Below are 13594 nucleotides of genomic sequence, written 5' to 3'. Positions count from 1 at the left end.
GATCTATTGACTCTATAGTAGCTATAGGGATTTTAATATGCAATACGTGAAGATATGACTATAGGCACATCAATGAGTGGTTGCGGTTGTAATCAAGAAAGTTCTTGTGAAGACACTAAGCAAAAACAAAATGAATCAAAAACAGATTCTTGTAAAATTAAAGATTTAGCTACAGAAGAAAGTGAAAGTTCTTGTTGCGATAATGAGGTACAGCAAGAACCTAACCCTGATGAAAAAGATTCATGCGGTAGTAAGCAGTCGAATTCATGCTGTGGTTCGGATTCGATAACTTCACCTGAAAAGATTAGGGGGAGTGAAGATACAGCGACTTTCATCAGTGACTATAGCATCCCGAAAATGGATTGTTCCGCAGAGGAACAAATGGTTCGGATGACTTTATCTTCATTGGTAGATGTTAAGAGCTTGGTTTTTGATTTGCCGAACCGAAACCTAAAAGTTCTGCATAATGGTGAAAGTAATGAAATCACTGCAAAACTTGAAGCTCTTGGATTTGGGGCAAAATTAAATAAAACTGAAGCTTATGAAAATAAAGAACAAGCACAAGAAGCTAGTACTTTTCTGATTCCGAAGATGGATTGTTCGGCAGAAGAGCAAATGGTAAGAATGGCACTTTCTCCCTTGCATGAAGTTAAAGGTTTATCTTTTGATTTGGCGCAAAGACAGTTAGTTGTTTTCCATACCAATGGGATTAATGAAATTACCACAAAACTTGAAGCCCTAGGTTTTGGTGCAAAGCTCGTGGAAACAGTAAAAGCCACTGGGGAATTGCCTGAAACACCAGATCCGACTAAGCAGGCGAAAGTCCTTAAATTATTACTAGCGATTAATGGTGTTCTTTTTTTTATTGAGTTCATAAGTGGAATTATTGCCGCATCGACGGGGCTCATTGCGGACTCTCTTGATATGTTTGCTGATGCGGCCGTTTACGGTATAGCACTTTACGCGGTAGGGAAAGCGGCTAAATACCAATTAAAAGCAGCTCATTTTGCAGGATGGATTCAACTTTTATTAGCTTTGATCGTTATTATTGATGTTGTCAGACGTTTCATGTTCGGTAGTGAACCAGAGTCAGATTTGATGATCATTATTGGCTTCTTAGCACTTATTGCCAATGTGACGTGCTTGTATCTCATTTCTGGGCATAGAGATGGCGGAGCCCATATGAAAGCGAGTTGGATCTTTTCAGCTAATGACGTAATAGTAAATATGGGGGTTATTTTAGCAGGTGTACTTGTTGCATGGACTGGTTCAGCTTACCCAGATTTGATTATTGGTATTCTTGTTTCACTGTTTGTACTGAATGGCGCTCGAAAAATTTTGGCGTTGAAGTAGGGTGCTGACAATGAATTTATTTCAAGTAAAGCAAGACCAGACTGTAAAAATCATTGATCTTAAAAAGGGTGAACAGTATCAAGATAAAAATGATCCTGTTCTGGAGCGTTTAGAACTGCTGGGCTTTAGAGTAGGTGAATCCTTACAAGTGCTTGCGAAAGGGCTTTTTGGTGGTGATCCTGTGTTGGTTCAAATCGAAACCTCACGTTTCGCCTTAAGAAAAAATGAAGCAGAACGAATTTTTGTAGAGATTACCAATGGACACTAAAAATATTGCACTTGTTGGTAATCCTAATTGCGGTAAAACATCACTTTTTAACACCCTCACAGGGACTCGTCAAAAAGTTGCAAATTATGCTGGGGTAACGGTAGAACGGAAAGAGGGATTTTTTAAACTGCCATCTGGTGATACCGTTCGAGTATTGGATTTGCCTGGGACTTATAGTTTAAAACCGAGCAGTTTAGATGAGGAGGTAACTAGAGCAGTATGCTTTGGTGAATTAAAAGGCGAAGTTATACCTGATATTTTTGTATGTGTTGTCGATGCTACGAATCTTCATCTTCATTTAAGTCTTGTACTTGAAGTCAGGGCTTTAAACAGACCAATGTTACTTGTTCTTAACATGATGGATGAGGTTAGAAAGCGTGGGATTTCAATTGATACAACGAAGCTATCTCAGCTTTTAGGTATTCCTGTTGTTGAGTCAGTAGCTGTAAAAACAAAAGGCATTCAGGGGCTATTGACCCAATTGGATCAAAAGAATTTGTTTGTTGCCCCTTATCATTCTGATCTGAGTCACTTTGACCAAATCAAATATATTACAAAACAAGTCATCTTGAAAAATGATAATGGTGATAAACGAACGGCTTTCTTGGACAAAATATTCTTACATCCAGTTTTTGGATTATTAATATTGACCTTTACCATGTTTGTAATGTTTCAGGCTGTCTTTATTTGGGCTCAACCGTTAATTTCCTTTGTTGAGGATTCGATTTCATGGTTTGGTGGGGCGATAGGACCTCTGATTACTCATCCACTTTTAAGAAGTTTGGTCGTTGATGGTGTAATTGCAGGTGCTGGTAGTGTACTCGCGTACATGCCTCAAATTCTGATCTTATTTTTCTTTATTTTAATTTTAGAAGAATCGGGATACTTACCTAGAGCTGCTTTTTTGTTAGATAAGCTGATGTCTAAAGCTGGTTTAAGTGGGCGTTCATTTATTCCACTACTTTCGAGCTTTGCTTGTGCAATTCCCGGAGTCATGGCGACTAGAAGTATTAGCTCTGAAAGAGATCGTTTAGCAACGATTATGATTGCACCTTTAATGACGTGTTCTGCACGACTACCTGTATATGCTTTGCTGATCGCTGCATTCATTCCAAACAAGTTGGTTTATGGTTGGCTCAGTTTACAAGGTCTAGTTCTGTTCGGGCTTTACATGTCAGGAATCGTATCCGCTTTATTGGTTTCTTTATTCCTGAAATTAGTCAGAAAAGATAAAACTGAAAGTATTTTCATTTTTGAATTACCTACATACCGTATTCCAGATGTTCGAAATGTAGCTTTGGGGCTTTATGATAGAGCAACTATATTCTTAAAAAGAGTTGGTGGAATTATTGTCGCACTTTCTATTTTATTATGGTTCTTGGTAACGTTCCCTTTACCACCTGATAATCCAACAATGCCACCAATCAATTATAGTATTGCTGGACAGTTAGGGCATCTAATCCATCCAATATTTGCTCCGATTGGATTTACTTGGGAAATTTGTATTGCTTTGATTCCTGCAATGGCAGCTCGTGAAGTGATTATTGCTGCGTTAGGGGTGATCTATGCAATGTCTGGTGATGAAGATGCAGTTACCCAGACTTTATTATCTCAAATATCTGGTCCGGATGGATGGGGGCTAGCGACAGGTATGTCATTGTTAGTTTGGTTTATCTTTGCCCCGCATTGTTTAGCAACACTAGCGACCATTCGAAGAGAAACAGGGAGTTGGAAACAACCAGTCGTAATGGCTGTATATCTCTTTTCATTGGCTTATTTATTTTCCTTTATAACTTATCAAGTTATAAGTCGGTTTTAATTTAGAAGGCGGTTGTTGATATAAACCAACAACCGCTGTTTAATGAATTAGTTTAATTAATTATAGGATTGTTATTTACAGGATAATCTGTAAAACTAAAAAGGTTAAATTTTGGTCTTGATGTTATGCACTTGTTAAGGACATGCTTATCGCTGTTTTTATCTTTTGCTATCCTAATTGTAGGATCGGCAGCAGCTGCTGCATCTGTACATAGCCCATGTTTAATGTCATCTCAAGATACACAATCCATGCAAATGATGAATTCTGAAGATCATGAAAAAGCAAGTGCTATGCACATGGATTGTATGAAAGCTGAGGTAAAGATTAAGAAGCAATTACATGATCCATCATGTATGTCTAAGCAAGATTGTATTATGTCATTTTCTAAAATTGCATATACATCTACAGCGCTGGATGTTTTGCAGTCGATGATTTTTTTACCTGCGGAACAGTCTACTTTTTCTCCATTAAATCAAAATTTCATCTCATCTGATCTTTCCAATTTATGGAAACCCCCACGCTTTAACTAATTTGATGATTCTTCATCATTCATAGAGTTTTCTATGGGTGTTCTGCACGTGCGCGTGTACATCATTTTAGAGCTAAAAATATGAACTTTAATAAAGGAAAGCTGTCCCTAAAATGGGGTGGATGCTCGATTGCGACGATCTGTTTTTTCTTGAGTTATGGACATGCTTATGCCCAGCCACTGACTTTGGATACAGCATTGAAGCTTGCTGAGCGATATGCGCCTGCTCTAAGAGCTAATAGTGCTCAGATTGAAGGTGCTGAGAATATAGTTTCAGCTTCAGGTATTTTGCCCAATCCTAAACTATTTGTGGGTCTCGATAATTACCCTGTATCAGGTGATGCTGCATGGTCTGTCACACAAGAGGGGATGACGATGCAAAAGATTGGCATCATGCAAGATTTTCCAAATCGTGCCAAAAGATTAGCTGAAGTTGAATTAGCAAAAGCTGAATTGGGTTCAGCAAATGCTCAAACAGAAATTCTGCGAATTGAGTTACGTCAAAAAGTAGCATCGGCATGGCTTAAACGTTTTTATCTTGAGCGTAAACTGGCGTTATATGATGACCTTCTTTCAGAAAATGGATTGCTATCCCAGATTACACAAACACAGGTTGCGTCTGGTCGAACCATGGTTGCTAATACAATTTCCCCTAGGCTGGACAAAACTATTTTGCTTGATCAAAAAGATGATTTGCTTCGAGATATAAATAAGGCAAAACTAGAATTACACCGATTAATCAGTGAGGATTCTAGTGGTACAACTGAAATAGAAAGTTTGCCTACCCAAGAACCTATAATTAATTTTGATACATCACGTTTATATCATCATCTGCATCAACACCCTGAACTAAAAGCATTCCAAGCAGAAAAGCAAACTGTTGAAGCAAAGCTTAAGCAAGCCCAAGCCCTTCAAAAACCAGATTGGGGTATTGAGCTTGCCTATCAGCATCGTGCTCCTGAATTTGGAGATATGATTGGTGTACAACTGACAACAGAACTACCAATATTTTCAAAAAAACGTAGTGGTCCGCTCATTCAGGCAGCATTAGCTGAACAAAATCGGATTACAGCAGATCAGGAGATAAAATACCGCGACCATCTCACCATGTTAGATGAGGGGCTATCGGATTTAAAAGCTCTTGAAAGACAAATCCAACGTACCGTTCAAAGTACACTTCCTTTGGCTAAAGAAAAAGTAACTTTACAGTTAGCAAGTTATCAGGCTGGTAAAGCCAATTTGTCAGATGTCATTGAGACACGACAAGCATTACTAAATCAGCGATTACGTCTCATCGATTTACAACAACAGCAAGCAATTATCAAAGCCCAGCTCTATTTTTCTTTTGTAGAACCCACCTTAAACCATGCTGAGGAGTCAAGATAATGTTAAAAAATAAATTGGCATTTGTAATTGCTGGCTTGATTGTGGGCAGCTTGGGAGTCGGTAGTGGGATTGGATATTGGTATGCGCATCAAAATGATGAAAAGCAAACTGTAAGTGATCAGGCAACTGCTAAAGTGTTGTACTGGTACGATCCAATGAAACCAGAACAGCATTTTGATAAGCCAGGGAAATCCCCTTTTATGGATATGCAGTTAGTCCCTAAGTATGCGGATGAAAGTACTTCTGGAATAACTGAAAGTGCAGGAGTAAAGATTGATCCAGCTCTTCAACAAAATCTAGCCATTCGTTATGCCACAGTCGAACAGGCTGTAATGGGCAATACCTTGTTAACCAATGGCATATTACAAGCGAATGAACGACAGGTAGCAATTCTGCAAACACGAGCAAGTGGTTTTGTTCAGCGTGTTTATGGCCATGCAGTCGGGGATATAGTGACTCAAGGGAGTCCGATTGCTGATATTTCAATCCCTGAGTGGACTGGGGAACAGACTGAGTTTTTGGCAGTACTTAAAATAGGAGACCGTTCTCTTATTCAAGCAAGTCGACAACGCCTACAGCTTCTGGGAATCCCACCAAATGTGATCCATCAAGTCGAACGGACACATCAAGTACAGTCTAATATGACTTTGAGTGCTCCTTTGAGTGGATTCATTGACTCACTAGAAGTTCGTAGTGGAATGGCTTTAGCTATGGGGCAAACACTTGCCACCATTAAAGGCGTGAATCCAATTTGGTTAGAAGCAGCAGTGCCTGAAACGCAAATTGCTGGGATAAAGCGAGGAGATAAAATCGAAGCAACTTTTGCTGCGTACCCTCAAAAAGTGTCTGGCAAAGTCATTGATATTTTACCGACATTAGATACTACAAGCAGAACCATAAAAGTTCGTATTGAGTTACCCAATAGAGAGGGGCAACTCAAGCCCGGAATGTTTGCTTCTGTCAAATTTTCCAACAATCCTCAAAGCAGTTTAGTTGTGCCAGAGCAAGCTGTTATACGTACAGGTACTCGTAATATTATTATTGTCGCACATGAAAAAGGGCGTTTCGAACCTGTTGTTGTACAGTTAGGACAGAGTGACGGAAATAAAATAGCAATTCTACAGGGTTTGAACGCTGGTCAGAAAATCGTGATTTCGGGACAATTCCTAATTGATTCTGAGGCCAATTTACAGGGTGTACTGGATAAGCTGAACACTGGACAATCGATTACATCATCTCAAGTGACTAAGGCATCAATATACCAAGGCATTGGTAAAGTGGAAAAAGTTACAGCTCAAGACATTACCATTTCACATCATGCAATTGCTGAATTGGGGTGGGGGGCTATGACCATGAGCTTTAAACAACCAGTACAACCATTTACCCAAATTCAGCAAGGCGAGCAGGTCAGTTTTCGTTTTACACGTGTTGGGGATGCTTATGTTATTTCTGACATTTCCAAGATGTCTATGACATCTATGCAGAACTAAACGGGAGAACCATTATGATCGCCCGTATTATTCGTTTTTCAATTACAAATCGAGTATTTGTCTTATTAGCTGCTGTAGTTCTTGCCGTTTGGGGAACTTGGGCTGTCAAGAATACTCCGGTTGATGCTTTGCCAGATCTGTCTGATGTACAAGTGATTGTGCGAACTAATTTTCCCGGTCAAGCACCACAAATTGTTGAAAATCAGGTGACTTATCCTTTAACAACGACCATGTTATCAGTACCCGGTGTTAAAGCTGTTCGGGGCTATTCTTTTTTTGGTGATTCGTTTGTTTATGTCATTTTTGATGAACATACTGATCTTTATTGGGCACGTTCTCGTGTATTGGAATATCTCAATCAAATACAAGAAAGAATGCCTGCAAATGCAAAATCTTCATTAGGACCAGATGCTACAGGTGTTGGTTGGATCTACGAATATGCTTTGGTTGATCCAACAGGGCAACATGATCTCTCACAACTGCGAAGCATACAAGATTGGTTTTTGAAGTATGAACTGAAGACAGTACCAAATGTGGCTGAGGTCGCCACAATTGGGGGGATGGTTAAACAATATCAAGTTGTTTTAGACCCAACCAAAATGGCAGCATTCGGTATAACTCAGCGAAGCATAATTGAAGCAATTCAAAAGGCAAATCAGGAAACTGGCGGTTCAGTCCTAGAAATGGCTGAAACTGAATATATGGTGAGAGCTTCAGGTTATTTAAAAACATTAGAAGATTTTCGGCAGATTCCGTTACGTACAAACGATTTAGGTGTTCCAATCACTCTTGGAGATGTTGCAACGATTCAACTCGGTCCTGAAATGCGTCGTGGAATTACTGAACTCAATGGACAAGGGGAAACTGTTGGAGGTGTTGTGATTTTACGTGCTGGTAAAAATGCACGTGAAACCATTACTGCTGTAAAAGAAAAACTTGCTGAATTACAACAAAGTCTACCGAAAGGTGTACAAGTTGTTTCTGTGTATGACCGCAGTCAATTGATTGATCGGGCGGTAGAGAATCTCAGCCATAAATTAATTGAAGAGTTTATTGTAGTGGCTTTGGTTTGTGGGCTATTCCTCTGGCATTTACGTTCAGCAATGGTTGCGATTGTTTCTTTGCCTTTGGGAATCTTGTCAGCCTTTTTATTGATGTATTATCAGGGACTAAATGCCAATATCATGTCATTGGGTGGGATTGCAATCGCGATTGGTGCTATGGTTGATGCATCTGTGGTTATGGTCGAAAATGCACATAAGCATATCGAAGCTTGGCAACATGAACATCCTGATCGAGTTTTAGAAATACAAGAGCGTTGGGACATCATTACACGTTCTGCCAGTGAGGTTGGGCCTGCTTTATTTTTCTGTTTACTCATCATTACTTTATCCTTTATTCCCATTTTTACTTTGCAAGCACAAGAAGGACGATTGTTCTCTCCATTGGCATTTACTAAAACTTATGCCATGGCTGCTGCTGCGGGGCTATCTATTACATTGATTCCAGTTTTGATGGGATACTGGATTCGCGGGAAGTTACCATCTGAACAACGGAATCCATTAAACCGTTTTCTCATCAAAATATACCGTCCTATGTTAGATAAAGTCTTAGCTTATCCAAAGACAACGTTATTAGGTGCGTTACTCATTTTTCTTATCAGTCTTTTTCCTTTAACGCAATTAGGTGGAGAGTTCCTGCCTAATATGGATGAAGGTGATTTACTGTATATGCCTTCAGCTTTACCGGGATTGTCCGCAGCAAAAGCTTCTGAATTACTTCAACAGACTGATCGAATGATTAAAACTGTTCCAGAGGTTGCCACTGTATTTGGTAAAGCTGGGCGAGCAGAGTCGGCTACAGATCCTGCACCTTTAGAAATGTTTGAAACCACGATTCAGTTTAAACCACGATCTGAATGGCGTTCAGGTATGACACCAGATAAGTTGATAAAAGAACTGGATAAAGCTGTTCAAGTACCGGGTTTAACAAATATCTGGGTGCCGCCTATTCGTAACAGAATTGATATGTTGGCGACCGGGGTTAAAAGCCCAATCGGGATCAAGATTTCAGCAAATGATTTGCAAGATATTGATCGGGTAGCACAACAAATTGAACAGGTTGCCAAAAAAGTGCCCGGTGTTAGCTCAGCTTTAGCTGAACGACTCACTGGTGGGCGATATGTTGATATCGATATTAATCGAATGGAAGCTGCACGCTATGGTCTCAATATCACCGATGTACAGCAAATTGTGTCATCAGCAATTGGTGGGGAAAATATTGGTGAAACTGTTGAAGGGTTAGCAAGGTATCCTATTAATGTACGTTATCCGCGAGAAATTCGAGATTCACTTGAGGCATTAAGAAATTTACCAATTCTGACTGAATCAGGTCAGCAAATTGTTTTGAGTAGTGTTGCCAACATTCAAATCACAGATGGTCCTCCGATGTTAAAAAGTGAGAATGCTCGTCCAAGTGGTTGGGTCTATGTTGATGTACAAGGACGTGATTTAGCCTCCGTTGTTCGGGATTTGAAACAGTCTATTGACCAACAAGTGAAACGCTCTGCGGGTATGAGTATTAGTTATTCAGGTCAATTTGAATTTATGGAAAGAGCAAATGCTCGCCTAAAGGTAGTAATACCAATCACTTTGATGATCATTTTTCTATTGCTGTATCTGATTTTTAGACAAGTACAAGATGCTGCTCTGATTATGCTGACTCTACCATTCGCTTTAATTGGTGGTATTTGGGCAATGTATTTCAGTGGTTATAATTTCTCAATTGCCATTGCAGTAGGCTTTATTGCACTTGCCGGTGTTGCCGCAGAGTTTGGAGTGGTCATGTTGTTTTATTTAAAGCAGGCGATAGAACATGCTCAACAAAATTTATCATCTTTAACTGAGCAGCAACTCAATGATGCCCTTCGTACAGGGGCAGTACTACGGGTTCGCCCTAAAGCGATGACTGTAGCTGTCATTCTGGCGGGTTTGATTCCTATCCTTTTAGGAACTGGAACGGGCACTGAATTGATGAGTCGTATTGCTTTACCTATGGTTGGGGGCATGATTTCAGCTCCACTTTTATCAATGTTTGTTATTCCCGCTGCATATCAGCTTTTAATCAAAAGAAAACTATCAAAATCTTGATAGTTTTCTTATTTCGTTCAAAGAGGTTTTATTATGTTTAAATTTATTAAAATTGTCGCTCTTGTTGCCACTGTTACTGCGTTAAGTGCATGTAGTAAAAATGAGGCGTCAGAGCAAAAGAAAGCGGAAGCGCCTATGGAGCAGATGAGTAAAGAATCATCTACAGCAACGACAACTCAAGCAGTTGGAGTGATTACGGCTATTGATACGAAAGAAAATATTTTGACACTCGATCATGAGGCAATTCCTGCGATTAAATGGCCTGCGATGACCATGGGCTTTAAAGTTGCTGATCCTGCATTATTGAATGGGCTTGCAGTAGGGCAAAAAGTTGATTTTGAATTAAAGGCTGAGGGAGAAACATACACAGTCGTAGCTGCTAAGTTAAAAAAATAGGATGATTTAGTAGATAGAATTTTGATAGTAATGAGGTTCTTTTCAAAAGAGCCTTATTCTCTAATAAAAAACAAAACATATGGTATTGCATATATATGGTAATTCGAATATAAAGATATTATAAATTATCAAAAGAGCTCAATTCGATGACAACTTCATCAACTGTGACGATTTATCACAACCCAGCTTGTGGGACATCTCGCAACACTTTGGCTTTGATCCGTAATACAGGGATTGAGCCAACTGTGATTGAATATCTCATTACACCACCTAGTCATGACGAATTAGTTAAATTGATTCAGGATGCAAAATTAACAGTAAGAGAGGCCATTCGCCAGAATGTAGATCCTTATCGGGATTTAGACCTTGATCGTAGTGATTTGAGTGATGAGCAGTTACTTAGTTTTATGCTTGATCATCCAATATTGATTAATCGACCATTTGTTGTTACTGAATTAGGCACTCGCTTAAGCCGTCCTTCTGAAGTTGTCTTAGATATTCTACCATTACCTCAGAAGGGTGCCTTTACGAAAGAGGATGGTGAAAAAGTGATTGATGAAAATGGTCAACGAGTGAATTAAAAATTTTACTTTTTGTATGTGATTATCCGCATATCCAAATAAGTGAATGGGAGTTAAGAATGGACCAAGTTAATTTTTTTAAATGCTTATCAGATGAAACTCGACTAAATATCGTGACTTTAGTCGCTGAGAATAAAGAATTATGTGTTTGTGATTTGACTGAAAAGTTGCAACTGAGTCAGCCAAAGATTTCTAGGCATTTAGCGTTATTGCGTTCTTCTGGTCTCTTACAGGACAGGAGACAAAGCCAATGGGTGTATTACAGCATTAATCCGCAATTACCAATGTGGTGCCATGACGTTCTGAATCTTTTGGTAAGCAGTCAAACCATAGTAAATAAAGATTCCCAAAATATCCAAATAAATAGCTATTGTGAGTAATAGAATATGAAATTTCTTTTTTTGTGTACTGGAAATAGTTGCCGTAGCATCCTCTCAGAAGTCCTTTTTAACAGTCGTGCGCCTGAAGGATGGAAAGCATACAGTGCAGGTAGTAAGCCATCAGGGCAAGTACATCCATTGACTATAGAAACTTTAGAAAATCTTGGTCTCTCAACAGATGGTTTGTGGAGTAAAACCATTGATGACTGCGAACAATATCAACCTGACGTCGTGATTACTGTTTGCGATTCAGCAGCTCAAGAAGCGTGTCCACTTTATTTAGGTGGAGCGATTAAGGCACATTGGGGCTTGGCTGATCCTTCACATTTAGATTTGCCGAAAGAAGAAAAATTAAAAGCATTCCAAGTTACTGTTGATCATATCAACCGCCGCTTAGACGCTTTATTGGCACTAGATACAACTCATATGTCTCGCCCAGATTTGATTGCAGCAATCAATCAAATTTCGCATATTGAATGAGAACATCATGGCTCAACAAAGATTATCTTTTCTAGATCGTAACCTCACTCTATGGATTTTTATCGCCATGGCATTGGGGATTGCGATAGGTGTGTTCTTTCCGCAAGCTTCCGTTACTTTAGACAAAATGAGTGTGGATTCCGTCAATATTCCAATTGCGATTGGTTTGATTCTGATGATGTATCCACCTTTAGCCAAAGTGGACTATGCTACTTTGCCACAAGTGTTTAAAGACAAGAAAACCTTAACTTTGTCTTTGGTGCAGAACTGGGTGATTGCGCCTGTATTAATGTTTGCATTAGCAATTATTTTTTTACATAGCTATCCAGAGTACATGACAGGCTTGATCCTGATCGGTTTGGCTCGCTGTATTGCAATGGTCTTGGTGTGGAATGGTTTAGCCTGTGGTGATAACCAATATGTAGCAGCGTTGGTGGCATTCAATAGTATTTTCCAGATTCTGTTTTTTAGTACCTATGCTTGGCTGTTCCTCACATTCTTGCCACCCTATTTCGGTATTGCAGGGCAAGTGATCAATGTTGATTTCTGGACGATTACCCATGCGGTGTTGGTTTACTTGGGGATTCCATTTCTTCTTGGTTTCTTGACTCGTTTGGTTTTGGTCAAAGCCAAAGGCTTAGATTGGTATCAAAATGTCTTTTTACCCAAGATCAGCCCACTCAGTTTATTGGCACTTCTTTTTACCATCGTGGCAATGTTTAGCCTAAAAGGTGGTGATGTAGTGAGCTTACCATTGGATGTTCTGCGTATCGCAATCCCACTCACGATTTATTTTATTGTGATGTTTTTCATCAGCTTCTTTATGAGTAAATGGATGGGCAATGACTATCCTAAAACCACAGCAATTTCTTTCACGGCTGCTGGTAATAACTTTGAGTTGGCTTTGGCTGTAGCGATTGCAACCTTTGGTTTGGCTTCACCTGTGGCATTTACCACCGTGATTGGTCCTTTAGTTGAAGTACCTGTATTGATCGCTTTAGTGAGTGTGTCTCTATGGCTCAGAAAAAAGTATTTTAAATCGGTGTAATTGTAATGAATCTTCCTAATGTTGATATGGAGCTACTTGAACAGCCAACTTTGGAAAAAGTTCAAGCTAAATCGTTAGATCATGCGCCACGTATTTTGTTGTTATATGGTTCTAACCGTGAGCGTTCGTATAGTCGTTTAGCCGTGATGGAAGCAGGTCGAATCTTGGAACAGTTTGGTGCTGAGGTTAAAATTTTTCATCCGAAAGGGCTACCTTTGCCAGAAGATGCGGATATGGAACACCCAAAAGCAAAAGAACTACATGAGCTTTTGGCATGGTCAGAGGGCATGGTGTGGTGTTCGCCTGAACGTCACGGTTCAATGAGTTCGATCTTTAAGTCACAGATAGATTGGATTCCATTGGCAGGTGGTGCGATTCGTGCCACTCAAGGAAAAACACTGGCACTAATGCAAGTCAGTGGTGGTTCGCAATCTTTCAATAGTGTCAATCAAATGCGTATTTTAGGGCGTTGGATGCGGATGATCACGATTCCGAATCAGTCTTCAATTCCAAAAGCATTTTTAGAGTTTGAAGAAGATGGGCGAATGAAAGCATCATCGTATTACGACCGTATCGTGGATGTGATGGAAGAGCTGTATAAATTCACCTTGCTGACACGGGGGCAAAGTCAGTATTTAACTGATCGTTATTCTGAGCGTAAAGAATCTGCTGAAGAATTATCAAAACGTGTTAATCAGCGAAGTTTGTAGAATGC

The 13594-nt window shown here is 39.6% G+C and carries 13 protein-coding genes; all 13 read left to right on the top strand.

The annotated features are described in order from the left end of the window. Nucleotides 1-72: 72 nt before the first annotated feature. The 13 genes from MN869_RS03610 to arsH all read left to right on the top strand — a co-directional run bounded on the left by MN869_RS03610 (nt 73) and on the right by arsH (nt 13589). Entirely contained in the window at nt 73-1353 is a 1281-nt protein-coding gene (locus MN869_RS03610; protein ID WP_004699717.1) for a cation diffusion facilitator family transporter, read from the top strand. A 10-nt stretch (nt 1354-1363) separates the two neighbouring features. Then, the gene (locus MN869_RS03605) at nt 1364-1621 is read left to right on the top strand and encodes a FeoA family protein (protein ID WP_004699719.1); all 258 of its coding nucleotides are present in this window, start codon (nt 1364-1366) and stop codon (nt 1619-1621) included. Next, nucleotides 1611-3440, top strand: a complete 1830-nt coding sequence (locus tag MN869_RS03600) for a ferrous iron transporter B (RefSeq protein WP_004699721.1) — start codon at nt 1611-1613, stop codon at nt 3438-3440. The genes MN869_RS03605 and MN869_RS03600 overlap by 11 nt, the downstream gene beginning before the upstream one ends. A 125-nt stretch (nt 3441-3565) precedes the next feature. Next, nucleotides 3566-3970, top strand: coding sequence for a hypothetical protein (locus MN869_RS03595; protein WP_004699723.1), 405 nt, complete (start codon nt 3566-3568; stop codon nt 3968-3970). An 80-nt stretch (nt 3971-4050) separates the two neighbouring features. Next, nucleotides 4051-5355: a TolC family protein gene (locus MN869_RS03590; protein WP_004699724.1), complete on the top strand. Its 1305-nt coding sequence runs from the start codon at nt 4051-4053 to the stop codon at nt 5353-5355. Then, entirely contained in the window at nt 5355-6845 is a 1491-nt protein-coding gene (locus MN869_RS03585; RefSeq protein WP_004699726.1) for an efflux RND transporter periplasmic adaptor subunit, read from the top strand. Before MN869_RS03590 ends, MN869_RS03585 begins: the two co-directional genes overlap by 1 nt. Nucleotides 6846-6859: 14 nt before the next feature. Next, complete coding sequence (locus MN869_RS03580) at nt 6860-9994, top strand: efflux RND transporter permease subunit (RefSeq protein WP_243306879.1); 3135 nt, start codon at nt 6860-6862, stop codon at nt 9992-9994. A gap of 33 nt (nt 9995-10027) precedes the next feature. Then, nucleotides 10028-10390 carry a copper-binding protein gene (locus MN869_RS03575; RefSeq protein WP_004699729.1) on the top strand — a complete coding sequence of 121 codons (363 nt, stop codon included), beginning with the start codon at nt 10028-10030 and terminating at the stop codon, nt 10388-10390. A gap of 146 nt (nt 10391-10536) precedes the next feature. Beyond that, nucleotides 10537-10971 (top strand): arsenate reductase (glutaredoxin), encoded by a 435-nt coding sequence (gene arsC, locus MN869_RS03570; RefSeq protein ID WP_004699732.1) that lies wholly within the window; start codon nt 10537-10539, stop codon nt 10969-10971. A 59-nt stretch (nt 10972-11030) separates the two neighbouring features. After that, nucleotides 11031-11351: a metalloregulator ArsR/SmtB family transcription factor gene (locus tag MN869_RS03565; RefSeq protein ID WP_004699734.1), complete on the top strand. Its 321-nt coding sequence runs from the start codon at nt 11031-11033 to the stop codon at nt 11349-11351. Nucleotides 11352-11357: 6 nt separating this feature from the next. Continuing rightward, nucleotides 11358-11831: an arsenate reductase ArsC gene (locus MN869_RS03560; protein WP_004699737.1), complete on the top strand. Its 474-nt coding sequence runs from the start codon at nt 11358-11360 to the stop codon at nt 11829-11831. 7 nt (nt 11832-11838) lie between these two features. Continuing rightward, nucleotides 11839-12879, top strand: a complete 1041-nt coding sequence (gene arsB / locus MN869_RS03555; RefSeq protein ID WP_004699740.1) for an ACR3 family arsenite efflux transporter — start codon at nt 11839-11841, stop codon at nt 12877-12879. A 5-nt stretch (nt 12880-12884) separates the two neighbouring features. Then, complete coding sequence (gene arsH, locus MN869_RS03550; protein WP_004699742.1) at nt 12885-13589, top strand: arsenical resistance protein ArsH; 705 nt, start codon at nt 12885-12887, stop codon at nt 13587-13589. Nucleotides 13590-13594: the final 5 nt, after the last annotated feature.

The organism is Acinetobacter sp. NIPH1876 (genome assembly GCF_022808535.1).
Classification (GTDB): domain Bacteria; phylum Pseudomonadota; class Gammaproteobacteria; order Pseudomonadales; family Moraxellaceae; genus Acinetobacter; species Acinetobacter higginsii.
The sequence above is the reverse complement of the archived record's forward strand: the minus strand, read 5'-3'. Positions and strand labels throughout refer to the sequence as shown.